This window comes from Flavobacterium psychrotolerans (assembly GCF_003097635.1).
Taxonomy (GTDB): Bacteria; Bacteroidota; Bacteroidia; order Flavobacteriales; family Flavobacteriaceae; genus Flavobacterium; species Flavobacterium psychrotolerans.
This window is the reverse complement of record NZ_QCZI01000004.1, coordinates 110,588-135,814: the sequence shown is the minus strand read 5'-3', so window position 1 is coordinate 135,814 and position 25,227 is coordinate 110,588. Positions and strand designations below refer to the sequence as shown.

Sequence of the window (25,227 nt, the reverse complement as noted above, 5' to 3'; positions counted from 1 at the left end):
GGATTTAGTTTACTGCAAAAAGAAAATTACATAAAGAATCTAATTCGTAAACCTAAATTCCTAAATCTAAAATGTATTTTGTTGAAGTAATTTTACCGCTCTCACTTGCTAAAACCTTTACCTATAGTATTTCGGAAACCGAATTCCATTATATTAAGATTGGAATGCGATTGGCAGTGCCTTTTGGTAAAAGTAAAATCTACACGGCATTAGCAATTCAAACACATCAAAACCAACCTACATTATACGATGCCAAAGAAATACATCAAATTCTCGATGAAATACCCGTTGTAAACGAAATTCAAATTGCGCACTGGCAATGGATTGCATCCTATTATATGTGTGCGATTGGTGATGTGTATCGTGGAGCTATGCCAAGTGCTTTGCTTCTGGAAAGTGAAACTATCATTTCCAAAAAAACAAATGAGTTTATTGATGAAAGCAAACTTTCTGATGATGAGTTTTTGATTTACCAGGCATTGTTGCAACAATCATCTTTGAAAGTTCAGGATATTATGTCCATTCTCAATAAAAAAAATATTTTCCCCGTTGTTCAAAAACTAATAGACAAAAATATATTGGTTTTGCAAGAAGAAATCTTAGAAACCTATAAACCAAAATTAATTCGTTACATCCGCTTGCACTCCAAATATGAATCCAATCAGGGATTAAGCGAATTACTCGAAACGCTAAAAAGTGCCAATAAACAAAAAGAAATCATATTAAGGTATTTCCAATTAATTGCCTCCAATAAGACCCGAGGCGAAGCCGAACGTAGCGGAGCTAAACCCATTGCGGTAAAAAAACTGATAGAAGCAGCTGAATCTACCATGGCAATAGTAAAAGCCTTGATTGATAAAGAAATTTTTGAGGAATATTATATTCAGGAAGACCGTATCAATTTTCAGGGAAAAATGAAAGAAGAATCCTTGAAATTAAGTGAAGCGCAGGGAAATGCTTTTGAGGAGATTAAAAACAATTTTGATAGTAAAGAAGTCTGCCTGTTGCATGGAGTTACATCTAGCGGAAAAACGGAAATTTACATCAAACTCATTGAGGACTATATAGCAATAGGAAAACAAGTTTTGTATTTACTGCCGGAAATTGCACTCACAACACAATTAGTTGAAAGATTGCGAGAATATTTCGGAAATAAAGTGGCGGTTTTTCACTCAAAGTTCAATAATAACGAACGGGTGGAGGTCTGGAAGCAGGTCATGGAAAATTCCGAAAAAAGTCAAATTGTGATTGGGGCAAGGTCGGCTTTATTTTTGCCTTTTTCTAATTTAGGGTTAATCATTGTTGACGAAGAACACGAACAAACATTTAAGCAACAAGATCCTTCACCAAGATACCATGCCCGTGATGCGGCGATAGTTTTAGCGAATTCTCATAAAGCCAAGGTACTTTTGGGATCAGCAACGCCAAGTATTGAAACGTATTTCAATGCCCAATCTGGGAAATATGGCTTGGTGGAAATTTCGGAACGATTTGGAAACGTAATGATGCCCGATATTGAATTAGTTGATTTGAAAGACAAATATTTCCGCAAGAAAATGTCAGGTCATTTCAGTGATACATTAATTGAAGAAATTACCACTGCCTTATCCTTAGGGGAACAAGTAATTCTATTTCAAAACCGTAGGGGTTTTTCGCCCGTAGTAGAATGTATGACTTGTGGGCATGTGCCACAATGCCAGCAATGCGACGTGAGTTTGACGTACCACAAGCACAAAAACCAATTGCGTTGTCACTATTGTGGCTATTCGATGGCAAATCCAACGAGCTGTCATGCCTGTTCCAGTCCACACCTTACGACCAAAGGTTTCGGTACGGAACAAATTCAGCAAGAATTGGTTGCTCTTTTTCCGGATACTAAAATCGGAAGAATGGATCAGGACACCACGAGAGGCAAATTTGGATTCGAGAAAATCATTGATAGTTTCAAAAATAGGGAAATTGATGTTTTGGTTGGGACACAGATGCTCGCCAAAGGGTTGGATTTTGATAACGTTAGCCTAGTCGGAATTATGAATGCCGACAATATGTTATATCATCCTGATTTTCGGGCTTTTGAAAGAAGTTTCCAAATGATGACCCAAGTTTCCGGACGCTCGGGACGTTCAGAAAAACGAGGAAAAGTGATTATTCAGACTTATAACCCGAATCACAACACGATCCAGCAAGTTACCAATAATGATTATGTAGGGATGTATAAGGAACAATTATACGAACGGCAAATTTACAAATATCCACCTTATTTCAGATTAGTGAAACTCACTTTGAAACATCGTGATTTTGAGAAACTTAAGGAAGGTGCGATGTGGTTGTATCAAGTAATGCAACAAAATTTGAACTTACCGGTTTTGGGTCCGGAAGAGCCATCAATCAGCCGTATTAGAAATGAATATATTCGAACGATAATGGTAAAAATCCCTCAAAATCACTCGTTGCAGGGCACAAAAAAAACCATCCGAAAAATGCTGGACAGTTTTGATTCTGTATCCCAATTCAGGGTCATAAAGGTCGCCGTGAATGTAGATTTTTATTAATTAATTGCAAGAGCGCGAATAAGGTCTTCTTTCTTATTTCTGCTTAAAGGTATTTTGGTTATTCCAATTTCTGCAAATTTACTGTTGAACCGTTCTACTTTGTCAATATTGATAATGTAGGACTTGTGCACTCTAATGAATTTATCTTTCGACAAATCATTCTCAAAAGATTTCATCGTGGAGAGTACCAAGTTGCTGTCTTCTTCGGTAACAACTTTAACGTAATCGCCAAACGCTTCAATCCATTTTATTTTAGAAGTAAATACTTTTAGTTTTTTAAGATTGCTCTTAATAAATATATGTTCACCATCTTCTTCTTGATTTTCTTTTTTAAGTAAATGAAAATCAATGGCACGTTTTACGGAAGCATTAAAACGATCAAGAGTAATCGGTTTTTGTAGGTAGTCTGTTGCGTCATAATCAAATGCTTTTAAAGCGTATTCTGATTTAGATGTTATGAAAATAATTTGAGGCTTTACTTTTAAACCATCTAAAAACTCAAAACCGCTAATGACAGGCATTTCAACATCTAGAAATATCAGGTCTACGTCATGAACCTTCATGCAATTTTTTGCTTCAATTGCATTAGAAAAATCACCAATTAAATGTAAATTCGCATGATTATTCACTAGTTTTGTGATGGTCATCCTCTGAATGGAACTGTCATCAACAACAACACAATTTAGTTTCATAATAATTAATTTTTTAGATTTGGTCACACGAAAATAGGTTTTTTTTTCAAAAAAAACTAAACTTTATCGATTTTTTTTGCTGTACAACGAATAAAGGTATTTTTTACTTGTTTGTTTTAAAAAAATATCTAATTTTGCAAAAAATAACAAATAAATATAATATTTATGAATCATTATGAAACTGTTTTCATTTTAAATCCCGTTTTATCTGAAGTTCAGGTAAAGGAAACAGTGAGCAAATTCGAAGAATTTCTTACGTCCAGAGGAGCAGAAATGGTATCAAAAGAGGATTGGGGTCTTAAAAAAATGGCTTACGAAATCCAAAACAAGAAAAGTGGTTTTTACCATTTGTTCGAATTCAAAGTAGCAGGAGAAGTTCTTATTGCTTTTGAAACTGAATTTAGACGTGACGAAAGAGTAATGCGTTTCTTGACTGTAAGTTTAGATAAACACGCTATTTCTTGGGCAGAAAGAAGAAGAACTAAATTAAAAGCAGCAAAAGCGTAATCATTATGGCAACTCTACAACAATCCGCTTCAGGAAAAAAAGACGGAGATATCAGATATCTTACTCCTTTGAACATCGAAACCAACAAAACTAAAAAGTATTGTCGTTTCAAAAAATCTGGAATCAAATATATTGATTACAAAGATGCAGACTTCTTATTGAAATTCGTAAACGAACAAGGTAAAATTTTACCACGTCGTTTAACTGGAACTTCATTGAAATACCAAAGAAAAGTGTCCGTTGCCGTGAAAAGAGCGAGACATTTAGCGTTAATGCCATATGTGGCTGATTTACTAAAATAATAAAGAAGCAACTATGGAAATTATATTAAAAAAAGACGTACAAAATGTAGGCTTCAAAGACGATGTGGTATCTGTGAAAGCAGGTTACGGTCGTAACTTTTTAATTCCTCAAGGGCATGCTCAATTGGCTACACCTTCTGCAAAAAAAGTTTTAGCTGAAAATCTTAAACAAAGAGCGCACAAAGAAGCAAAAGTGGTAAACGATGCAAAAGCATTGGCTGAAACTTTAAAAGCTATTGAAATTAAAATCTCTGCAAAAGCAGGTGGTGAAAAATTATTCGGTTCTATCACTAATATTGACATTGCTGAAGCTTTAGCTAAAGGTGGTCAAGTGATTGACAGAAAATTTATCACAAGCGGAATCGTAAAACGTACCGGTAAATATACTGCCAACGTGAGATTACACAGAGATGTGGTTATTGAATTAGCGTATGAAATTGTTGCTGAAAAAGCATAATTTCTAAATTTAAATATTTAAATCCCGATGAAAGTCGGGATTTTTTTGTTTATCCTCACCCCAACCCTCTCCAAAGGAGAGGGAGTAAAAATCTAACAGTCTAAAAATCTAATTATCTATAATGAAATACTCCAGACTAACCAAAGAGCAATTTGAAGAATTGCACCCAGAATTCATCAATTTTCTATCGACTCAAGCCATAGATAAGGCGGAATGGGACAAAATAAAAACAGAAAAACCAGAAGTCGCTGAGCAAGAATTGGATGTTTTTTCCGATTTGATTTGGGAAGGCGTTTTGGACAGAGCCGAATATTTAGAGCATTTTTCTAAAAACCATATTTTCCTTTTTCAGTGTTTTGATTCGCATGTAAAATCGATTGTATTGAAATCATTGGTTCCCGAAACCGATTTTCTGACCAAGGAAGGCTTGCAATGGTTGAGCGACAACATGTTTACCGATAGCATAGAAATGAAAGTGGGCAAAAAAGAATTTACCGAAGAGCGCAATTCGTCCATTTTTGGATTGATACAACAAGGCTCTTTTTTGAGTGACGGACAATTGTACCAACAAATAAATTCAATTATTGAATCGTAATTCTATTATTATTTCTTTTAAATTGGTTATTCTTCTTTTGGAATTTTTAACCCCTAATATTGAAATGATTTTATAAACTAAACAGGCAAATTGCCTGTTTTTTTATTCTAAATGCGTTAATGCTATATTATAAATAAAATTCTTGAAGAGTAGTTTCTTTTTGTTGTAAATCAATTTTTTAGGGATTACATTTGACTAATTTTAGTTGCCAAACTGATTTTAAAATATTTAAATTATGAAAGTATATTGTGCCTCTAGCTATGATGAAATAACAAAAATCACGTTTGATTTGAAGTGTAATTTTAATGATGAAATTTTATATAGAGGAACTACTAACGATTTAATTCCTTCAATTGTTCAAAAATGTTCTTATAGTACTTATGAAGATTTAGTTGTAAAAGAATATTTGTTATTGGAGGGCTTTAAAAAATATTCACATTTAAAATATAAATTTAAAGAAGGCGATAATTTAGAATGGGAAATTAGAATTGCTGCTCGTGAGCATGGGTTAGCAAGTAGTTTGATGGATTGGTCTAATTCTTTGGATATTGCAATTGAATTTGCAATTTATGATTTTGAAGCTAAAAATATAGATTACACGACTATTTGGATTCTAAACAAATCAAAAATTAAACAAATTAGTATACCAGAAAAAACAATTAATTTCAATCAAATTACAACGCCTTCAATTATTCAATTTACGCCTTATATTGAATCAACGTATTATAAAAGAAAATTTATACAAGGAGGATTTTTTTTAAAACAACCATTTCAAGACATTACCAATCCATTAAATTTAAACTCTTTTTATTCAGACCATTTGACACAAATAATTATCCTTAAAGATGCAGTTGGTGGAATTTGGAAAAAAATTGCTTCAAATGTTGATTTAGATATGCCTGCAATGCCAGTTACCAATGCTTCGGATAAGACTTTAGATAAAATTTGTAAAGCATTGAATGAAAATTATGCTTGATTGTATAATTTAAATAATTTTAAAAACAAGTTATTGGTAAGCATCTAGAAAATCCTGAAAAACAAGAAAATGACAACAATCGACAATATAGAATTAGACGAAAATAATGTAGAATTTAATTATGCTTCTGAATTTGTAAAGCATACTGATAAACTCGTTTATTTAACTGGAAAAGCAGGAACTGGAAAAACAACTTTTTTAAAGTCATTAAAAAGCAATACATCTAAAAACACTGTGATATTAGCTCCAACTGGAGTCGCTGCAATAAATGCTGGTGGACAAACAATTCATTCCTTTTTTCATTTACCTTTTGGTCCATTTGTAGTAAATGACAAAAGATTAAGAACAAGTAAAGAACTTGGAGATTTAGACAATACAACAATTTACAGCACTTTTAAATACAAAGATGACAAGAAGATAATTATCGAACAACTCGAACTTCTAATTATTGATGAAATTTCAATGGTAAGATGCGATACACTTGATGTTATTGATAAAATATTAAGAGTCTTTAGAAAAAAACCATTTTTACCATTTGGTGGCGTACAAGTTATTTTAATTGGAGATACTTTTCAGCTTCCTCCTATTGCAGATTTTGCTCAATGGGAAATTCTAAAAAATTATTATGAAAGTCCATTCTTTTTTAGCTCAAAGATTGTTGCTGAAAATAAACCAATTTATATTGAACTTAAAAAAATATACAGACAAAAAGAACAAGAGTTTATTGATTTATTAAACAAAATAAGGGTAAATCAAATAAATGAAATAGAACTTAACGATTTAAATAAAAAATATAATCCAACTTTTTCATCTAATGGAATTGATAATCATATAATTCTTTCAACAACAAACGCTCAAGTAAACCAAACGAATGCGACAAAATTAGATGAATTAAAAAGTGAAACTAAGATTTTTGAAGGAGAAGTTACAGGAATATTTCCAAAAGATAGTAAAGGAACTTTTGTGTTACCAACTGAACAGAATTTACATTTGAAAATCGGTGCACAAGTAATGATTTTGAAAAATGATTCAGGCGGAATTAAAAGATATTTCAATGGGAAAATTGGAAAAATTTCATCACTTGAAGACAACAAAATAATTGTAGAATTTTCGGACGAAAACAAAGTTCAAATAGAAAAAACATCTTGGAATAATATACAATATATTTGGAATAAAGAAAAGCGTAAAATCGAAGAAACAACAATTGGAACTTTCACACAATATCCATTAAGATTAGCTTGGGCTATAACTGTACATAAAAGTCAAGGCTTGACATTTGAACGAGTTTACGCTGATTTAGGTTCTGCATTTGAAGATGGTCAAGTTTATGTTGCTTTAAGTCGTTGTACTTCATTTAGTGGACTCGTATTGAAATCACAAATTCCAAGAAATAAAATAAGTACAAATAATAAAGTACTTGAATTTGCCAAATCAGAAACGCCAAGTACTCTAATAGTTCAAGAATTAAATTCTGGTAAAGCTGATTATTTTTATAGAAGAATTCGTGAAGATATAAAAACGTTCAATTTTAGTGAAGCATATAGCAATTTTGTCAAAGTACTAAAATTTAGAAATGATATTGAAACAGAAACGTTCAAGAAGTATTTTATAATCACAGCTTCCAAACTTGTTTCCTATATTAAAAAATATGAAGAACTGGAATATATAAATGTAGAATTAGAAACAAAATTACTCCTAGAACAAATAAAGAATAGTCAACAGAATAGCGAATTTAAAGTTTTGCTTAGCAATAATAAGAAACTCGAAACGTCCAACGAAAATCATAGAACTAGAATCGTAACTCTTATTGATGACAATCTAAAAGTTGATAAGTTAATCATTGATTATATAAAGACAGCAGAAGAACAAAGTTTTAAAATTGCTGAATTGGAAGAAACAGAAAACAGGAATAAAAAAGAAATAGAGAGGCTTAGGAAATTAAAATGGTATCATAAATTAATAGGAAAGAAATAATTTATGACACTAACGGGCATTTGAAATGCCCCAAAAAACTAAAATCCCTGCATGATTTATAAGGATTACTCTTCTATATTATTTAGGTAAAAGCTTAAAATTGATTGTAATTATAACTTTAATTTCATTAAATTGGTTATTTTAGTACTTTTTTTAAAATCTAAAATAGCCAATTTTATTTTCTATGGATATTCAACAAACCATCCAAAAATTAAGAGAAGAACTCAATGTTCACAATCACAATTATTATGTGTTGGATACGCCGACAATTTCTGATTATGAATTTGACCAAAAACTAAAACAACTTGAAGACTTAGAAAAAAAATATCCCGAATATTTCGATGAAAATTCACCTACACAACGAGTAGGGGGAACGATAACAAAAAATTTCCAAACTGTTCCTCATCAACATAGAATGTATTCTTTGGATAATTCCTATTCTAAGGAAGATTTAATCGATTGGGAAAACCGAATTCAGAAAGTTCTCGGGAATGTTCCCTTAGAATATACCTGCGAATTGAAGTATGACGGTGCGTCCATAAGTATCACATACGAAAACGGAAAGCTGAAACGTGCTGTAACCCGTGGCGATGGTTTTCAGGGAGATGACGTGACCAACAACATCAAGACCATAAAATCAATCCCTTTACAATTGAACGGAAAAGATTATCCTGAAAAATTTGATATTCGGGGGGAAATCATTTTGCCTTTTGCAGGTTTCGAAAAAATGAACCAGGAATTGATTGAAATTGGCGAAATACCGTATTCCAATCCCAGAAATACTGCTTCTGGAAGTTTAAAATTACAGGATAGTGCCGAAGTCGCCAAGAGACCTTTAGACTGTTTGTTGTATTTTTTGATTGGAAACAATTTGTCTTTCAATACCCAATTTGAAGGATTGGAAACAGCCAGAAAATGGGGTTTTAAAGCACCTAAAGAAGCAAAACTTGCCCATAATTTGGATGAAGTTTTTCAATATATTGATTATTGGGATACACACAGACACACCTTGCCTTACGAAACCGATGGTGTGGTGGTGAAAGTAAATTCTTTCCATTATCAGGATGAATTGGGTTTTACGGCCAAATCACCACGTTGGGCGATAGCGTACAAATTCAAATCGGAACAGGTTTCCACCAAACTCGTTTCGATTTCCTATCAAGTCGGAAGAACCGGCGCCATTACGCCTGTTGCTAATTTAGAGCCGGTGCAATTAGCAGGAACAGTTGTTAAACGTGCTTCTTTGCACAATGCCGATCAAATCGAGAAACTGGATATTCGTATTGGCGATACCGTTTTTGTGGAAAAAGGCGGTGAAATTATTCCTAAAATTATTGAGGTTGACTTGAGCAAACGCCCCGAAAATACGGAGCCTACAAAATACATTACACATTGCCCCGAATGTCAAGCCGAATTGGTGCGCTCTGAAGGGGAAGCCAATCATTATTGCCCGAATTTTTACGGTTGTCCACCACAAATCATTGGACGAATCCAGCATTTCATTTCCAGAAAAGCCATGGATATTGAAGGACTTGGCGGAGAAACGGTTGCCTTACTCTATAATAATGGATTGGTTCGTAATTATGCCGATTTGTATGAATTGACGGTCGAACAGATTTTGCCTTTGGAGAGAATGGCACAGAAATCGGCGGAAAATTTAGTGAAAGGTGTAGAAAAATCTAAAAGTATTCCTTTTGAAAACTTGTTGTTTGCTTTGGGAATTCGGTTTGTTGGAGAAACCGTCGCTAAGAAATTAGCCAAACATTACAAAAACATAGATGCTTTGAGTAAAGCCACTATGATGGATTTGATTTTAGTAGATGAAATTGGCGAACGAATTGCGCAAAGCGTGATTGATTTTTTTGAGAATCAGGAGAACAGAATTATTGTTGAAAGATTGAAAAGTTACGGAGTTCAATTTGAAATTTCAGAAAAAATAAATCCAAATGCTACCGATAAACTTTCTGGAAAAACCTTTGTGGTTTCTGGCGTTTTTTCAAAATTTTCCCGAGACGATTTAAAAAAAGCCATAGAAGACAATGGCGGAAAAGTGGGAAGTTCCATTTCTGCTAAAACCGATTATGTGGTTGCCGGAGAAAACATGGGACCCGCCAAATTAGAAAAAGCGAACCAATTGAAAGTGGCGATTATATCTGAGGATGATTTTATAAAAATGATTAATGAAAATTAAACAATAATTGATTTCCCGTTAGCGATTTTCGATTTATCATTGTCAAAATAAAAATCGATTCTCCCTAAATTAACACCATAACATCCCGCCTGATTTACCAAAACATCTTTGCCGTCAGCATTTTTTACAATAGTTGGTTTGTCTAAAAAAGTATGCGTGTGTCCGCCAATGATTAAATCAATGTCTTTGGTAAGTGCTGCCAATTTCAAATCGCAAATTTTATCGGGCTCATTTTTATATTGGTAGCCAATGTGGGATAAGCAAATAATCAAATCGCATTTCTGTTCTTGTTTTAAAATCCGAACCATGTCCTGGGAAGCTTCCACTGGATTTGAATATACCGTTTCTTTGTAATTTTTCTTGTCCACCAATCCGGCTAATTCCACGCCAAGACCAAAAACACCGATTTTAATTCCATTTTTGTAAAATATTTTATATGGTTTTACAATTCCATGGAGGACGGTATTGTCAAAATTATAATTGGCAGAGACAAAATCGAAATTGGCATTGTGCATTTGCGAATAAAATCCGTCAATCCCATTGTCAAAATCGTGGTTGCCTAGTGTTGCCAAGTCATATTTCATCATACTCATCAGCTTTAGTTCTAATTCTCCACCATAATAATTAAAGTAGGGAGTTCCCTGAAAAATATCGCCAGCGTCTAGCAATAAAACATTTGAGTTTTCCTGTCGAATGCTGTCAATCAAAGCCGCTCTTCTGGCCACACCGCCCATATTGGGATTTTTCGGATGATTAGGAGGAAACGGATCTATATAACTGTGAACGTCATTGGTATGAAGCACTGTTAAATGGCTAGTTTTAGCCGATTCAAAACTGCTAAACGACAACCCTAGTCCAACTAATGCTGTACTTGCGGCTGTTTTTTGTATAAAATCTCTTCTTTTCATATGTAGATAATATTCTGTTTTTATTTTTTTTTTGAAGCTATTTCCCGCTTTCGCCTTTATCTTTGTTCGTTCCTCTCAAAGGATATCAGCTCAATCGGGGCTAGGGTCTACGTTTTTTAATTCGGTTTTTGTATTTAATCGACGCTAATTCTTTTGTCGGTAATTAAAGGAATGGTGTCAACTTCTTTGAAATAATCAATGATGATATTTCTTAATTTATAATCCAAATCATATTTTTCGACTCCTTTTTTAAAAAAAAGCATGTTATCACCGCCATTTACCAAATAGTCAGAAGTGACTACATAGTAGATTTTGTCGTTTTCTAATGGTTTTCCTTGAACCAAAATGTTTTGGGCAACATTGTCTTTATCAATCGTAAAAGTCATTCCGGATAACGGATGCGGTTTTTTTTCTTTAATAATGTATTGAGTGATTTCCAAAATTTGCTCTCCCTTTAGTCCAATTACTTGGGTTGTGTTTTCAAAAGGTTGAATCTCAAAAGCAGTTCTAGTAGTGACATTCCCTTTTGGAATAATAGACCGAATCCCACCATGATTAAGCAAACAAATAGCAATAGTTTTTTTTTCTCGGGCATTAAATATCAAATTGCTTCTTTGCAAGGTGATGTCTGCAAGCAAATTTCCCATCGGGGTTTGCCATTGACCGCTTTTATCCAATGTCTGTGGGGAATAAGCCAAAACGGTATTTAAGTCTTTATCAATAGTGGCACGATACGGTTTTATAAATTCTTCAATGGCAATGACTTCTTTATTTTTGTCAGTAATTCCAATATCTTTACCTTCAATTTTGGTGACATACATTTGTTGCCCACCGCAGGAGACTAATAAAGCGAATGTTAAGAATATAACAAAACGTTGTAAAAATGCGTTATAGTTTTTTAGATTTACCATCTGATATGATACTAATTTAATTAATTTTGTAATCCAAGTAAAAGTAGTATGTTTTTAAATTACCTGAAGAATTTTTTCACAAAAAAAATAGTTAAAAATACGCTGTCAAATGTCGGGCACAGTTTGACAATTAATCAGATCAAAACCGTTGGAATTGTTTTTGACGAAACCTATTTTTATGAAAGAGAAGCCTTGATTCAGGAACTGGTGTTTAATGGGATTTCTGCTAATACTATTCAGGTATTAGTTTTTAAAGATAAAATTAAAAAAAACGAAATGTTTGATTATCCAACCTTTAGTCATAAAGATTTGAGTTGGACGGCAACATTTAATAAATCGGAGGTGAACCATTTCATTGCTCAAAAATTTGATTTGTTGATTAATTATTACGATACCGAAAAGTCAGCCTTATTACTGGTTTCCAATCAATCTAAAGCGAGTTTTAAAGTGGGATTTTCATCGATAGACAACAAACTGAATCATTTTATGATTAACACGAATGCCGAAAATTACAAGGTATTCATAGAAGAATTATTCAAATATCTAAAAATATTAAACAAAATATAATATGCAATCATTGATAGGAACTGGAGTTGCACTAGTTACACCATTTAAAAAAGACTTTTCGGTAGATGTCGAAGCCTTAAAAAAAATTGTTCATTATCAAGTCGATAATGGAATCGATTATCTTGTAATTCTAGGAACTACTGCCGAAAATGCTACTTTAGATAGCGAAGAAAAAGAAGTGGTTATCCAAACTGTTATCGATGCCAATCAAGGAAGATTACCCTTGGTTTTGGGTGTTGGCGGGAATGACACGCGCAATGTGGTTTCCGAATTGCAAACTCGTGATTTATCAAAATTTGTGGCCATACTATCCGTTTCCCCTTATTATAACAAACCAACACAAGAGGGAATTTACCAGCACTTCAAAGCAATTGCAGAGGCATCACCCATTCCCGTGATTTTATATAACGTTCCGGGAAGGACATCCAGTAATATGTTACCGTCAACGGTAATCCGTCTGGCTAACGATTTTAAAAACATAGTTGCCATCAAGGAAGCAGCGGGTGATATCGTTCAGGCAATGAAAATAATTCAGGATAAACCAAAAGATTTTCTAGTGATTTCTGGGGACGACATGGTGACTTTGCCTATTATTTTGGCCGGTGGGAGCGGAGTAATATCAGTAATTGGTGAAGGTTTTCCGAAACTGACTTCCCAAATGGTACGCTTAGGATTGCAACGAAAAGTGGACGAGGCCTACCAATTACACTATCTTTTGGCGGACAGCATCAACATGATTTTTGAACAGGGAAATCCTGCAGGAATAAAAGAAGTCTTTAAATCATTGGGTTTGTCTGAAAATACGGTGCGGTTGCCATTGGTCAATGTCGACGAGGATTTGGCAAACAGATTGTGTGAAGTGGAGAAGAAAATAAATGCTATTAAAGTATAAATTTTTTTGCAATATCTTTAAGAACCACTCTTTTTGGGTGGTTTTTTTATTTTATTTATGTTTTGGATAGATAATAATTGGCAAATGATATAAGAAAGCTGTTCTCAAATAATATTTAACTTTAATTAAAAAAATATCCTAATCACTATAAAATATCCTAATTATATAACAAAGAATCAAAAATCACGTTATCTCAATAAAAAATCAGATTCTACCCAAAATTAGTGTTCTTCTGAGGTTTTATTAAGATTTTTTTAATAAAATAAATATTTGCATTACATAAATTAATCACTAAATTTGCAGTTGGTTTTTGAAAACGGTAAAATAGTTGCAAATCAAAGGAACCTCCTAAGAAAAATGAAGAAAATTTTATATTTATTGCTTGTTGTTGCCTTTTTTTGCTCTTGTAGCGAATACCAAAAAGCATTAAAATCAGAGGATGTTGCAGTTAAATTTGAGATGGCAACCAAACTCTATGAAACTGGAAAATACGCTAAAGCGATTCGCCTTTTTGAAGAAATTTCGCCAGCTTATAGAGGAAAACCACAAGCGGAAAAAATGTTTTACATGTTTTCCCAGTCCTATTTCAAATCAAAACAGTATTATTTGGCGGGTTATCAATTTGAAAGCTTTGCTTCCAGCTACCCAAAAAGCGAAAAAGTGGAAGAAGCTTCTTTTTTAGGAGCCAAAAGTTACTCCATGTTGTCACCTGCATATAGTTTAGATCAAACAGATACGACAAAGGCAATCAATAAGTTGCAGGAATTTATAGATACCTATCCTAATTCTGCTTACCTTGCAGAAGCGAATACCGCCTTAAAAGTTTTAACGGATAAAATAGAGAAAAAGGTTTTTGAAAATTCCAAACAGTACAATACGATTTCAGATTATAAATCGGCAATCGTAGCACTTGATAATTTTATTGCAGATTATCCTGGAACAAAATATAAAGAAGAAGCGTTGTTTTACAAATTCGATTCCGCTTACAAACTGGCAATTAACAGTGTTCCCGCAAAAATGGAAGAACGATTGAATGTGGCCAAAGTAGCTCATGGGAATTTAATACGATTCAACAGCAATACATCACACAAAGAAAAAGCTGACGAAATGTTAGCTAAAATTGAAAAAGATTTACAACAATTTTCTAAATAAATTAAAGTCATGGATTTAAAAAAGACGAATGCTCCAGTAAATACAATCACTTATAACAAAAGTGTAATTGAGGAACCAACTGGAAATGTGTATGAAGCGATAACAATTATGGCTAAAAGAGCAAACCAAATCAACTCTGAAATTAAAAAAGAATTGACAGAAAAGTTAGAAGAGTTTGCTACTTACAATGACAGTTTGGAGGAAGTTTTTGAAAACAAAGAACAAATCGAGGTTTCTAAATTCTACGAAAAATTGCCTAAAGCACACGCATTAGCAGTTCAAGAATGGCTTGACGATAAAATTTACTACAGAGACGCAAACAAATAAGACAATGTCAGTTTTAAGCGGTAAAAAAATAGTGCTGGGTATTTCTGGCGGAATTGCCGCATATAAAACAGCTACATTAGTTAGACTTTTCATAAAAGCAGGTGCACAGGTCCAAGTGATTATGACACCTGCTTCTAAGGATTTTGTAACCCCGCTTACTTTATCCACACTTTCTAAAAACCCCGTACATTCCAGTTTTTACAACGAAGAGGATGACAATGCACAATGGAATAGTCATGTCGATCTAGGACTTTGGGCCGATTTGATGGTTATTGCTCCGGCCACTGCAAATACACTATCTAAAATGGTAAATGGTAATTGCGATAATCTTTTGATTGCAACCTATTTATCAGCTAAATGTCCCGTTTATTTTGCTCCGGCAATGGATTTGGACATGTACAAACATCCTTCCACAATTGCAAGTTTTGGCGCTTTAACAGCCTTTGGAAATACGATGATTCCGGCTGAAAATGGTGAACTCGCCAGTGGACTTTCTGGAGAAGGGAGAATGGCCGAACCGGAGAACATCCTAACTTTTCTTGAAGCCGATTTAGAAAGTAAATTGCCCTTAAAAGGAAAAAAAATACTCATTACTGCCGGTCCCACATACGAAGCAATCGATCCTGTGCGTTTTATAGGAAATCATTCTTCCGGTAAAATGGGATTTGATATTGCTAAAAGAGCAGCAAATCTTGGGGCTGAAGTTATTTTAGTTTCTGGGCCTACACATTTTAAAGTGGAACATTCAAATATAAAAGTGATTCCCGTCACATCTGCCCAACAAATGTATGATGCCTGCCATGTTTATTTTGATGAAGTTGACGCTGTCATTGCTGCTGCAGCCGTTGCGGATTATAGACCTAAATATGTTGCCCAACAAAAGATAAAAAAAGCAGGCGAAAATTTCACGATTGAACTAGAAAAAACGAAAGATATTCTGGAATCATTAGGCAAAATAAAGAAAAAACAGTTCTTAATAGGATTTGCATTAGAAACAGAAAATGAAATTGAAAATGCAAAGTTGAAAATTCAGAAAAAAAACCTAGATTTGATTGTTCTGAATTCATTGCAGGATGAAGGAGCAGGTTTTGGAAAACCAACAAATAAAGTTACCTTTATTGACCATTTTTATTCTATTGAACGGATGTCGTTGAAATCAAAAGAGGCCGTTGCTGAGGATATTGTAAACAAAATTATAGCGCATTATGAATAAGATATTTAGTTTTTTTCTGTTGCTTTCATTGAGTTTTGTTCAGGCTCAAGAACTCAATTGTATCATAAAAGTGAATGCCGAAAAAATAGGAGGGACTAATACGCAAGTTTATAAAACCTTAGAAAAATCGTTGACTGATTTTGTAAATAAAACCGATTGGACGGGACAAGTTTACAAACCCAATGAAAAAATAAATTGTTCGATGGTCATAAACATAAGTGCTTATGAATCGGATAATTTTACGGCGACAATACAAGTACAATCTTCCAGACCTGTTTTTAATTCTACATATTCATCTTCTGTTTTCAATTATAACGACAAAGATTTCAATTTTAAGTATACTGAATTTCAAAACTTAACTTTCAATCCTAATAGTTTTGATTCTAATTTGGTTTCTGTGATGGCTTTTTACAGTTATATAATTATTGGTATGGATGCCGATACTTTCTCTCTAAATGGTGGGACTTCAAGTTTTGAAACTGCACAAGAAATAGCTAACGTGGCGCAAGCAGGAGGTTATAAAGGATGGAGTCAAGGAGACGGCAATCAAAACAGGTATCATTTAGTGAATAATATTTTATCAGGTACTTACAGTCCTTTTAGAGAAGCCATGGCTCAATATCATTTAGAAGGCTTGGATGTAATGAATAGCGATTTGAAAACAGCTAAATTAAAAATAAAATCAGCAATTTCTACCCTCGGGAAACTACACTCCGTAAGGCCTAATGCTTTTTTAACACGAATATTTTTTGATGCAAAATCAGATGAAATTGTTTCTATTTTTACAGGTGGTCCAAGCATTTCCATAGACGATTTAGTCTATATTTTAAATAATATTTCGCCCTTGAACTCAACTAAATGGGCAGAGATTAGATAGTAATATCTAATTATATAAATTGCGATGGGCTAATTAATTAAAAATTCTGAATATCAACTGCACATGATTACTTCACTTTCTATTGAGAATTTTGCTTTAATTGAAAAATTATCAATTGATTTTTCTTCTGGATTTTCAATAATAACAGGGGAGACCGGAGCTGGAAAATCAATTCTGCTGGGCGCTTTAGGATTGGTTTTAGGAAAAAGAGCTGATTTGACTTCTCTCAAAAACAAAAGTGAAAAATGTATTATTGAAGCGCATTTTCAAATTTCAAATTACAATTTACAATCTTTTTTTGCCACGAATGATTTGGATTATGAAGCCGAAACAATCATTAGACGAGAAATATTGCCTTCGGGAAAATCAAGAGCTTTTATAAATGATACGCCGGTAAATCTTCAGGAATTGCAGGATTTGAGTTTGTATTTAATAGACATTCATTCCCAGCATCAAACCCAAGAATTATCGGAGGAAAATTTTCAATTTGAAATTATCGATTCAATCGCAGGGAATCAAGGGGTTATTTCGGAATATATTCTTGTTTTGAAATCCTATAAAAAGCAAAAAACCGATTTATTGCAACTGAATACTCAAATTCAACAAGCATTAAAGGAACAAGATTACAATACTTTTTTGTTGGAAGAATTGCTGGAAGCCAAATTAGAATCGTGTGATCAATTAGAGTTGGAATCAATATTTGAAAAATTGACCAATGTCGAGGCGATTAAAGAAAATTTAGAAAAATCTTTTGCAATTGCATCGGAAGAGCAATTTGGTGTTTTACATAATTTAAAAGAAATGAAGGTTGCTTTGCAGAAAGCATCCAGTTTTTCATCGGAATATCAGTTTTTATTTGAGAGATTAAATAGTGTTTCTATTGAGTTAGATGATATTGTGGACGAGTTAAATGGAGTTGCTGAAAATCTCGTTAACGATCCCGAACAATTAGAACTTGTGAATCAGAAGTTGCAATTGATTTATAATCTTCAAAAGAAACACCAGGTTTTAAGTATTTCAGAATTGCTTCAAATTCAGAATGATTTAGACAATAAAGTGATTTCTGTAAGCAATTTGGAAAACGAAATAAAAATCTTAGAAGAAAAAATTCAGCATTCTGAATTGGAGCTGGACAAACTAGCTCATTCCATACATGATAATCGCACAAAAGCAATTCCAATATTATCACAAAAGTTAGTTGGAATTTTAGAGCAATTGGGCATGCCTAATGTCCGTTTTAATATTGAAATTAATGCTACTTCCAATTATTTACAGAACGGAAAAGATGAATTACAATTTTTGTTTTCGGCAAACAAAGGTTCCGATTTCGGATTGCTGAAAAAAGTGGCCTCGGGAGGAGAAATGTCTCGGATTATGCTTGCCGTGAAAGCAATTTTGGCGCAATATTCAAAATTACCCACTATAATTTTTGATGAGATTGACACTGGAGTTTCCGGTGAAATTGCTATAAAAATGGGAGATATCATGAAAGGAATGAGCGAAACCATGCAGGTTTTTGCCATAACCCATTTGCCCCAAATTGCCGCAAAAGGAAATGCTCATTTTAAGGTTTTTAAAACTATAATTGGGGAACAAACCCATTCAGAATTAAAATTATTATCCGGCGAGGAGCGAATACTTGAAATAGCGCAAATGTTATCGGGAACAGTAGTTTCGGATTCGGCTCTAAATCATGCAAAAGCCTTGTTGGACTAAAAAAATGCCTTATATTTGCCAACTAAAAAAAACGATTCAAAGAATAACGGAGTAACCTTTACAATTATGATCATAGAACCTAGAATGAGAGGATTTATTTGTTTAACAGCCCACCCTAAAGGATGCGAGCAAAATGTTAAAAATCAAATTGAATATATAAAATCAAAAGGTGCTATTGCCGGAGCCAAAAAAGTATTGGTAATTGGTGCTTCAACAGGATTTGGTTTATCTTCTAGGATTACAAGTGCTTTTGGATCGGATGCCGCTACAATTGGCGTGTTTTTTGAAAAACCACCATTGGAAGGAAAAACGGCTTCACCAGGCTGGTACAATTCTGCGGCTTTTGAAAATGAAGCGCATAAGGCTGGACTGTATGCTAAAAGTATTAATGGTGATGCTTTTTCTGATGAAATAAAAAAACAAACTCTAGATCTTATTAAAAAAGATTTAGGACAAATAGATTTGATCATTTACAGTTTGGCGTCGCCAGTTCGCGTTCATCCAAAAACGGGTGTGTTGCATCGCTCTGTCTTGAAACCAATTGGAACTACCTTCACGAATAAAACGGTTGATTTTCATACTGGAATTGTTTCAGAAATCTCTATTGAACCATGTAATGAGGAGGATATTGAAAATACAGTTGCCGTTATGGGGGGAGAAGATTGGGCCATGTGGATTGAGGCGCTAAAAGCAGAAAATTTGTTGGCAGACGGAGCTACAACAGTTGCTTATTCCTATATTGGACCATCATTGACTGAAGCGGTTTACCGCAAAGGGACTATTGGACGCGCAAAGGATCACCTTGAAGCCACGGCTTTTGCCATTACCGATACATTAGCTTCTCTAAATGGGAAAGCCTATGTTTCTGTTAATAAAGCATTGGTTACCCAAGCCAGTTCTGCCATTCCTGTTATTCCTTTGTACATTTCGTTATTGTATAAAATAATGAAAGCAAAAGGAATTCATGAAGGATGTATTGAACAAATTCAACGTTTGTATCAAGAAAGATTATTCACGGGAGCAGCAATGTTAACCGATGAAAAAGGAAGAATTAGGATTGATGATTTAGAAATGCGAGATGATGTTCAGCAACAAATTGCTGATTTGTGGACAAAAGCCACTACCGAAAATTTGTCCGAAATAGGGGATTTGAAAGGCTACAGAAAAGATTTTCACAATCTTTTTGGTTTTGAATTTGAAGGTGTAAATTACAAAGAAGATACTAATGAACTCGTGAATATTTCTAGTATAGTTTAATAATAGTTTCAAAATTTATTGAAATTATATTTTCTTAATGCCCCTAAAATTTTATTGGTTTTAAACCTTTTAAAAATTAGGGGCTTTTTTATTAATGATCTTTTTTCTCCTAAAAGGACTTTGCCAAATGAATAAAAATGATCGTGACAAAACAAAAAATTACTTTTAAATTAGTAGTCCTAGAGCAATTGCCGTTTGGAAGTAAAAATGAATTTTCATCCCATAAAAAGACTTTATATAAACATTTAAAAATGAGCGTGAGTTAGCAATTTGCATAGAATTCCACAAAATGATTGTATTAATATCAAATAAACCGTTTTTATGATGTTATTATTTAGTTTTTTTTTACTTTTGCCAAATAAATAAACAAATAAAACTAAATGAAAAAAATTACCTTATTATTTATGTTGTTCATCGGATTTTCAGCTTTTGCTCAATTTCCTCAAGATTTTGAAGGGACATTTCCTCCAACAGGATGGGCTGTTTATCGAGGTGCAAATGATTTAGGAATAGAAAGTGATTGGACAGCAACTACAGTAGGAGTTGCAACAGGACTTCAAGCCGCTTATGTAGACTACGAGGCTGTGACCGCTGGTGAATTAGCTGAAGATTGGTTGGTTTCACCTGCTTATACTGTTACGGCACCTAACACGTTGATGGCATTTTATCAGGGACAAGACGATCCGACGGATTATGGTTCGACTTATACGATTAGAGTTTCTACTACTTCTCAGATAGATATTAATTCTTTCACAATTGTGGACACCCAAACAGAGTCAGATTTTACTATAGAAATGACTACAAGAACGGTTGATTTGAGTGCTTATGCAGGACAAACAATTTATATAGCTTTTGTATTAGAAAATAATGAGGGTGATGCTTGGGCTATTGATGGAATTGACTTTATTAGTAATACTGTTATTGCTCCAGGTTGCGTTTCAAATCCTTCACCGGCTGATGCGGCATTAGAGGTTCCGATTGGTGCCACAACTTTTTCATGGACAGCTCCAACAACAGGAGGGCCAGTTACATTGTATAATATTTATTCTGGAGCGACTTCAGATGCAGTAACCGATTTTATTACTAGCACAACAACGCCATCCGTTGATTTGTCCTTGGCCGATTTTAGTACAACATTTTATTGGAAAGTTGTTGCTGTAAATTTAGTTGGTTCGGCTACAGATTGCGCTGTGTGGAGTTTTACTACACAATCACCTCCTGGTTATTGTTTGGCGGCTTCCGGAGGTCAATACCCTGCGGATGCTTATACTCCAGAAATTTTGGATGGTGTAACTGAGAATATTATTGTGTCAGATGGTTTTGCGGGAGAATATTCAGTTGTAAATGTTTTGTCAGGGCAAACTTATACTTTTACTAGTGGAACGACAGATTTTATTACTATAGGTAATGAAGCAGGAGATACCTCTCTTATTGCTGGTGCATCACCTCTTACTTGGGTATCCGATATTTCTGGAGTTATCAGATTTTATTCTCATGTTGATGATCAATGTGGAGAAGAAAATATTGAAAGACCTAGAACAGTAATTTCTGACCCTCTCTTGGCAACAGATACTTTTAACAGTGCCAGCTTTCATACATTTCCTAACCCAGTGAAAGATATTTTGAATATATCCTACGATAAAAACATTTCTAATGTTGCAGTATTTAACTTGTTAGGTCAAGAAGTAATGACAAAATCAGTGAAACAAAATCAATCCCAAGTGGATATGTCACATTTGTCAAACGGAACCTATATGGTAAAAGTTACTTCCGATAATCAAGTAAAAACAATCAAAGTTATCAAAGGATAATCAATTCTTGAATTTTCATTTCAAAAGCCACCTTAAAGGTGGTTTTTGTTTTTTATATAGTTTATATTTGTTAAAAAAAATTATTTGTATGTTTTTCTCCTTAATAATTCCTGTTTACAATCGTCCAGAAGAAGTTGAGGAGCTTTTGGAAAGTTTGTCACTAGCAGATTATAATGCAGTTTTTGAAGTGGTAATTGTAGAGGATGGATCGACCGTATCATGTAAAAATAATGTGGAGAAATTTCAAAATAAATTAAATATTTCCTACTATTATAAAGAGAACTCCGGGCCGGGGGATTCTAGAAATTTTGGAATGAAAAATGCCAAAGGAGATTATTTTCTTATTTTTGATTCTGATTGTATCATTCCAAAACAATACCTGTCGGAAGTGTCTATTGGTTTGCAAAATAATTATGTAGATTGTTTTGGAGGTCCAGATAAAGCATTGGATTCATTTTCGGATATTCAAAAAGCCATCAATTTTGCCATGACATCATTTCTGACTACTGGAGGAATACGAGGTGGTTCTGAAAAAATAGATAAATTTCAGCCCAGAAGTTTTAACATGGGATTGTCCAAAAAAGCTTTTGAAATTTCAGGTGGTTTTGGAAACATTCATCCAGGAGAGGATCCGGATTTATCCATCCGATTATGGAATTTAGGTTTCGAAACTAAATTATTTCCGAAAGCATTTGTGTATCATAAACGAAGAATCGATTGGAATAAGTTTTCTATCCAGGTTAATAAATTTGGTAAAGCAAGACCCATTTTAAATAGTTGGTATCCGCAATATAGTAAATTCACGTATTTTTTTCCGTCGTTTTTCATACTTGGTTTTTGTTTCTCAATAGTGTTTTATGTTTTTGGGAAGGATGTCCTCTTAGAACTTTATTTTTTATATTTTCTAATGGTATTTATTGTTTCCTCCTTTCAAAATAAAAGCTTGAAAATAGGTTATTTATCAGTAGTTGCAGTTTGGAAACAGTTTTTTGGGTATGGCCTGGGTTTCATGGAATCGTACCTGAAAATTATACTTTTAAAGCAAAAACCACAAGAAGCTTTTCCTGAATTATTCTTTAAATTATGACAAAGATTATAGGATTAACCGGCGGAATTGGGAGCGGAAAAACGACCATAGCTAACTATTTTAAGGCACTGGGAATTCCTGTTTATATTGCTGATGATGAAGCCAGAAAAATATCGGAAACTCCAGAAATTATCCAATCTCTAAAGACCATTTTTGGAGATGGCGTTATTAATAATGAAAAATTAGATAGGGTAAAAGTCTCTGAGATTGTTTTTAATAACCCTGAGAAATTGCAACAACTAAACGCGGTTATTCATCCAGCAGTAAAAAAGCATTTTGAAAATTGGGTTTTGCAGCATTCAAATTTCCCTTTTGTAATTAAAGAGGCGGCAATATTATTTGAAAGTGGCAGTTATAAGGATTGTGATTTTGTAATTACGGTGATTGCTCCATTAGAAACTAGAATCCAAAGAGTTATCAAAAGAGATAAAGTTACTCGGGAAGAGGTGATAAAGCGTATAGAAAATCAATGGACAGACGAAAAGCGCATAGGAAAAAGCCAATATGTAATTGAGAATGTAGCTATTGATCAAGCAAAAGCTCAGGCAAATGAAATTCTTAAAAAAATTACATTTCAATAAAATTATTAACTTTTGTTAATCTTTGGTTAATATATTTACAGTATAAATGTTAAATTGTCTAACTTTGTTACGATGAATAAATTGTTTTTTAGGTTGCTGGTAGTTTTGATGAGTTTATCCTTAATTGGAATAATACTGGTTCAGGTTTATTGGTTTAATACTTCCTTCAAAAATAATGATGAACAATTCAGGTATCATGTTACCCAAGTAATTGGTAATGTGGCTGATAAGTTGCAAAAAGAGGAGGCATATAGTTTTATTGACAAGTATAAAAAATTAAAGGACAGTATAGGTAAAGAGCCCGAAAAGAGCGATTTTCTTGAGTTTGGATATTATCAAAGAGATTCTCGTACAAATGAAACTATCATTTATTCAAATAATATAATATCAGAAGATTTTAATGTTTCTTCTTCGTTCTTTGATAAAAAAACCGACAGTATAAAAAAGCTTAAAAACTTTTCATCAAAAAGAGTGACTGAAGTTTACAATAATGGTGAAATTGATAATTCAGATGTTCAACAAAAAGTGACCCCTGATATTAAAATTCAAAAAAAAGGAAAACTTGATGTTCTCGAAAATGCCCAGTTTGAAATTTTCTTTAAAGATATTGCTGCTGCAAAATCATTGCAAGAGAGAGTTTCTAAGGAAAAGCTCCATAAATTGCTCGAAACGGAATTAAAAGAGTATGAGGTAAAAACACCTTTTGAGTTTGGAATTTACAGTAATGGTTTAGCTACAAAAGTTAAGTCGGATAAATTTAGGTTCGATAAAAATTCTACCTATTCCATTCCAATATTTACTGATAATGAGGGGAATAACAAATATCAATTATTAGTAAGTTTTCCTCATAAAGAAAAGTTTTTGTTTTCAGAATTAGTTGGAATTACATTATTATCTATCATTTTTACTCTGATAATAGTCATTGCATATTCCAGTGCCTTGAATCAATTAATTAGACAGCGTCAGATTTCTGAAATTAAAACGGATTTCATCAACAATATGACTCATGAGTTTAAAACCCCAATTGCAACAATAAATTTGGCACTTGATGCGATAAAAAATCCAAAAGTGATTGACGATAAAGAAAAAGTAAGCAGGTATTTGCAAATGATTAGGGACGAAAATAAACGAATGCATGCACAGGTAGAAAATGTGCTTAGAATTTCGAAATTAGAAAAAAAGGAATTAGAGATTAATAAGGAATCAAATAATATTCACGAAATAATTGAAGAGGCAATAGAACATGTTAATTTAATTATTGAGGATAGACAAGGAACAATTACAACTCATTTTGCTGCCAATAGGACTACGGTTTTACTTAACGATGTCCATTTTACAAATGTGATTGTAAATGTTTTAGACAATGCGATTAAATATTCACCGGAAGAACCAAAAATTGATGTTTATACAGAAAATGTAAAAGATTTTGTTATCATTAAAATAAAAGATCAAGGTTCTGGGATGAGTAAAGTGGCACAAAAAAGAATTTTTGAAAAATTCTACAGGGAACATACGGGTGATTTGCATAATGTAAAGGGGCATGGGTTGGGTCTTGCATATGTTAAAAGAATCATAGAAGACCATAATGGTGAAATTTTCGTGGAAAGCGAAAAAGGGAAAGGGAGCACATTTATTATAAAAATACCACTAATTAATTAAAATTTAAATACCACAAATAAACA

The 25,227-nt window shown here is 33.3% G+C and carries 23 protein-coding genes; 20 read left to right on the top strand and 3 right to left on the bottom strand.

The genetic code is table 11. The annotated features are described in order from the left end of the window. The first annotated feature begins 71 nt into the window (after positions 1–71). Positions 72–2,552 carry a replication restart helicase PriA gene (priA, locus tag DB895_RS04605; protein ID WP_116724187.1) on the top strand — a complete coding sequence of 827 codons (2,481 nt, stop codon included), beginning with the start codon at positions 72–74 and terminating at the stop codon, positions 2,550–2,552. On the opposite strand, the gene DB895_RS04600 is transcribed toward priA, so the two are convergent. Then, positions 2,549–3,244, bottom strand: a complete 696-nt coding sequence (locus DB895_RS04600; protein WP_116724186.1) for a LytR/AlgR family response regulator transcription factor — start codon at positions 3,242–3,244, stop codon at positions 2,549–2,551. The two genes, priA and DB895_RS04600, sit on opposite strands and share 4 nt — an antisense overlap. A 165-nt stretch (positions 3,245–3,409) precedes the next feature. Between DB895_RS04600 and rpsF the strand changes: the two genes are divergently transcribed. From rpsF to ligA, 7 genes are all read left to right on the top strand, one after another. Continuing rightward, on the top strand, positions 3,410–3,751 hold the full coding sequence (gene rpsF / locus DB895_RS04595) for a 30S ribosomal protein S6 (protein ID WP_116724185.1): 342 nt from the start codon (positions 3,410–3,412) through the stop codon (positions 3,749–3,751). 5 nt (positions 3,752–3,756) lie between these two features. Then, positions 3,757–4,053 (top strand): 30S ribosomal protein S18, encoded by a 297-nt coding sequence (gene rpsR, locus DB895_RS04590; RefSeq protein ID WP_007138295.1) that lies wholly within the window; start codon positions 3,757–3,759, stop codon positions 4,051–4,053. A gap of 13 nt (positions 4,054–4,066) precedes the next feature. Continuing rightward, complete coding sequence (gene rplI / locus DB895_RS04585; protein ID WP_116724184.1) at positions 4,067–4,510, top strand: 50S ribosomal protein L9; 444 nt, start codon at positions 4,067–4,069, stop codon at positions 4,508–4,510. Positions 4,511–4,631: 121 nt separating this feature from the next. After that, on the top strand, positions 4,632–5,105 hold the full coding sequence (locus DB895_RS04580; RefSeq protein ID WP_116724183.1) for a DUF6495 family protein: 474 nt from the start codon (positions 4,632–4,634) through the stop codon (positions 5,103–5,105). A 235-nt stretch (positions 5,106–5,340) separates the two neighbouring features. Further along, positions 5,341–6,081 (top strand): FRG domain-containing protein, encoded by a 741-nt coding sequence (locus DB895_RS04575; RefSeq protein WP_116724182.1) that lies wholly within the window; start codon positions 5,341–5,343, stop codon positions 6,079–6,081. Positions 6,082–6,150: 69 nt separating this feature from the next. Further along, a complete protein-coding gene (locus tag DB895_RS04570; RefSeq protein WP_116724181.1) occupies positions 6,151–8,055 on the top strand; it encodes an ATP-dependent DNA helicase in 1,905 nt (634 codons plus the stop codon). Between the two features lie 184 nt (positions 8,056–8,239). Beyond that, positions 8,240–10,246, top strand: a complete 2,007-nt coding sequence (gene ligA / locus DB895_RS04565; protein WP_116724180.1) for an NAD-dependent DNA ligase LigA — start codon at positions 8,240–8,242, stop codon at positions 10,244–10,246. On the opposite strand, the gene DB895_RS04560 is transcribed toward ligA, so the two are convergent. Together DB895_RS04560 and DB895_RS04555 are read right to left on the bottom strand one after the other, a co-directional pair. Then, positions 10,243–11,154 (bottom strand): bifunctional metallophosphatase/5'-nucleotidase, encoded by a 912-nt coding sequence (locus DB895_RS04560; RefSeq protein ID WP_116724179.1) that lies wholly within the window; start codon positions 11,152–11,154, stop codon positions 10,243–10,245. The two genes, ligA and DB895_RS04560, sit on opposite strands and share 4 nt — an antisense overlap. Positions 11,155–11,288: 134 nt before the next feature. After that, positions 11,289–12,065: a 5'-nucleotidase C-terminal domain-containing protein gene (locus DB895_RS04555; RefSeq protein WP_116724178.1), complete on the bottom strand. Its 777-nt coding sequence runs from the start codon at positions 12,063–12,065 to the stop codon at positions 11,289–11,291. A 48-nt stretch (positions 12,066–12,113) separates the two neighbouring features. Between DB895_RS04555 and DB895_RS04550 the strand changes: the two genes are divergently transcribed. From DB895_RS04550 to DB895_RS04500, 12 genes are all read left to right on the top strand, one after another. Next, the gene (locus tag DB895_RS04550; protein WP_116724177.1) at positions 12,114–12,632 is read left to right on the top strand and encodes a DUF6913 domain-containing protein; all 519 of its coding nucleotides are present in this window, start codon (positions 12,114–12,116) and stop codon (positions 12,630–12,632) included. 1 nt (position 12,633) lies between these two features. Next, positions 12,634–13,524, top strand: a complete 891-nt coding sequence (gene dapA, locus DB895_RS04545; RefSeq protein ID WP_116724176.1) for a 4-hydroxy-tetrahydrodipicolinate synthase — start codon at positions 12,634–12,636, stop codon at positions 13,522–13,524. A 357-nt stretch (positions 13,525–13,881) separates the two neighbouring features. Then, complete coding sequence (locus DB895_RS04540) at positions 13,882–14,676, top strand: outer membrane protein assembly factor BamD (protein WP_116724272.1); 795 nt, start codon at positions 13,882–13,884, stop codon at positions 14,674–14,676. Positions 14,677–14,685: 9 nt separating this feature from the next. Beyond that, positions 14,686–15,003, top strand: coding sequence for a DNA-directed RNA polymerase subunit omega (locus tag DB895_RS04535; protein WP_116724175.1), 318 nt, complete (start codon positions 14,686–14,688; stop codon positions 15,001–15,003). Between the two features lie 4 nt (positions 15,004–15,007). After that, positions 15,008–16,216, top strand: coding sequence for a bifunctional phosphopantothenoylcysteine decarboxylase/phosphopantothenate--cysteine ligase CoaBC (coaBC, locus tag DB895_RS04530; protein WP_116724174.1), 1,209 nt, complete (start codon positions 15,008–15,010; stop codon positions 16,214–16,216). Next, entirely contained in the window at positions 16,209–17,093 is an 885-nt protein-coding gene (gene porD / locus DB895_RS04525) for a type IX secretion system protein PorD (RefSeq protein ID WP_116724173.1), read from the top strand. The genes coaBC and porD overlap by 8 nt, the downstream gene beginning before the upstream one ends. A 63-nt stretch (positions 17,094–17,156) precedes the next feature. Continuing rightward, positions 17,157–18,809, top strand: coding sequence for a DNA repair protein RecN (recN, locus tag DB895_RS14185; RefSeq protein WP_133242644.1), 1,653 nt, complete (start codon positions 17,157–17,159; stop codon positions 18,807–18,809). Between the two features lie 66 nt (positions 18,810–18,875). Continuing rightward, positions 18,876–20,066, top strand: coding sequence for an enoyl-ACP reductase FabV (fabV, locus tag DB895_RS14180; RefSeq protein WP_133242643.1), 1,191 nt, complete (start codon positions 18,876–18,878; stop codon positions 20,064–20,066). Positions 20,067–20,446: 380 nt separating this feature from the next. Next, positions 20,447–21,877 carry a T9SS-dependent choice-of-anchor J family protein gene (locus DB895_RS04515; protein WP_116724172.1) on the top strand — a complete coding sequence of 477 codons (1,431 nt, stop codon included), beginning with the start codon at positions 20,447–20,449 and terminating at the stop codon, positions 21,875–21,877. An 88-nt stretch (positions 21,878–21,965) separates the two neighbouring features. Continuing rightward, complete coding sequence (locus tag DB895_RS04510) at positions 21,966–22,964, top strand: glycosyltransferase (protein WP_116724171.1); 999 nt, start codon at positions 21,966–21,968, stop codon at positions 22,962–22,964. Then, positions 22,961–23,545: a dephospho-CoA kinase gene (gene coaE, locus DB895_RS04505; RefSeq protein ID WP_116724170.1), complete on the top strand. Its 585-nt coding sequence runs from the start codon at positions 22,961–22,963 to the stop codon at positions 23,543–23,545. The genes DB895_RS04510 and coaE overlap by 4 nt, the downstream gene beginning before the upstream one ends. A gap of 72 nt (positions 23,546–23,617) precedes the next feature. Continuing rightward, on the top strand, positions 23,618–25,204 hold the full coding sequence (locus DB895_RS04500; protein ID WP_116724169.1) for a sensor histidine kinase: 1,587 nt from the start codon (positions 23,618–23,620) through the stop codon (positions 25,202–25,204). Positions 25,205–25,227: the final 23 nt, after the last annotated feature.

What these genes read in the sequence shown, in the direction of transcription:
- priA (WP_116724187.1), top strand. Translation starts at nt 72, where the DNA reads ATGTATTTTGTTGAAGTAATTTTACCGCTCTCACTTGCTAAAACCTTT.
- DB895_RS04600 (WP_116724186.1), bottom strand. Translation starts at nt 3,244, where the DNA reads ATGAAACTAAATTGTGTTGTTGTTGATGACAGTTCCATTCAGAGGATG.
- rpsF (WP_116724185.1), top strand. Translation starts at nt 3,410, where the DNA reads ATGAATCATTATGAAACTGTTTTCATTTTAAATCCCGTTTTATCTGAA.
- rpsR (WP_007138295.1), top strand. Translation starts at nt 3,757, where the DNA reads ATGGCAACTCTACAACAATCCGCTTCAGGAAAAAAAGACGGAGATATC.
- rplI (WP_116724184.1), top strand. Translation starts at nt 4,067, where the DNA reads ATGGAAATTATATTAAAAAAAGACGTACAAAATGTAGGCTTCAAAGAC.
- DB895_RS04580 (WP_116724183.1), top strand. Translation starts at nt 4,632, where the DNA reads ATGAAATACTCCAGACTAACCAAAGAGCAATTTGAAGAATTGCACCCA.
- DB895_RS04575 (WP_116724182.1), top strand. Translation starts at nt 5,341, where the DNA reads ATGAAAGTATATTGTGCCTCTAGCTATGATGAAATAACAAAAATCACG.
- DB895_RS04570 (WP_116724181.1), top strand. Translation starts at nt 6,151, where the DNA reads ATGACAACAATCGACAATATAGAATTAGACGAAAATAATGTAGAATTT.
- ligA (WP_116724180.1), top strand. Translation starts at nt 8,240, where the DNA reads ATGGATATTCAACAAACCATCCAAAAATTAAGAGAAGAACTCAATGTT.
- DB895_RS04560 (WP_116724179.1), bottom strand. Translation starts at nt 11,154, where the DNA reads ATGAAAAGAAGAGATTTTATACAAAAAACAGCCGCAAGTACAGCATTA.
- DB895_RS04555 (WP_116724178.1), bottom strand. Translation starts at nt 12,065, where the DNA reads ATGGTAAATCTAAAAAACTATAACGCATTTTTACAACGTTTTGTTATA.
- DB895_RS04550 (WP_116724177.1), top strand. Translation starts at nt 12,114, where the DNA reads ATGTTTTTAAATTACCTGAAGAATTTTTTCACAAAAAAAATAGTTAAA.
- dapA (WP_116724176.1), top strand. Translation starts at nt 12,634, where the DNA reads ATGCAATCATTGATAGGAACTGGAGTTGCACTAGTTACACCATTTAAA.
- DB895_RS04540 (WP_116724272.1), top strand. Translation starts at nt 13,882, where the DNA reads ATGAAGAAAATTTTATATTTATTGCTTGTTGTTGCCTTTTTTTGCTCT.
- DB895_RS04535 (WP_116724175.1), top strand. Translation starts at nt 14,686, where the DNA reads ATGGATTTAAAAAAGACGAATGCTCCAGTAAATACAATCACTTATAAC.
- coaBC (WP_116724174.1), top strand. Translation starts at nt 15,008, where the DNA reads ATGTCAGTTTTAAGCGGTAAAAAAATAGTGCTGGGTATTTCTGGCGGA.
- porD (WP_116724173.1), top strand. Translation starts at nt 16,209, where the DNA reads ATGAATAAGATATTTAGTTTTTTTCTGTTGCTTTCATTGAGTTTTGTT.
- recN (WP_133242644.1), top strand. Translation starts at nt 17,157, where the DNA reads ATGATTACTTCACTTTCTATTGAGAATTTTGCTTTAATTGAAAAATTA.
- fabV (WP_133242643.1), top strand. Translation starts at nt 18,876, where the DNA reads ATGATCATAGAACCTAGAATGAGAGGATTTATTTGTTTAACAGCCCAC.
- DB895_RS04515 (WP_116724172.1), top strand. Translation starts at nt 20,447, where the DNA reads ATGAAAAAAATTACCTTATTATTTATGTTGTTCATCGGATTTTCAGCT.
- DB895_RS04510 (WP_116724171.1), top strand. Translation starts at nt 21,966, where the DNA reads ATGTTTTTCTCCTTAATAATTCCTGTTTACAATCGTCCAGAAGAAGTT.
- coaE (WP_116724170.1), top strand. Translation starts at nt 22,961, where the DNA reads ATGACAAAGATTATAGGATTAACCGGCGGAATTGGGAGCGGAAAAACG.
- DB895_RS04500 (WP_116724169.1), top strand. Translation starts at nt 23,618, where the DNA reads ATGAATAAATTGTTTTTTAGGTTGCTGGTAGTTTTGATGAGTTTATCC.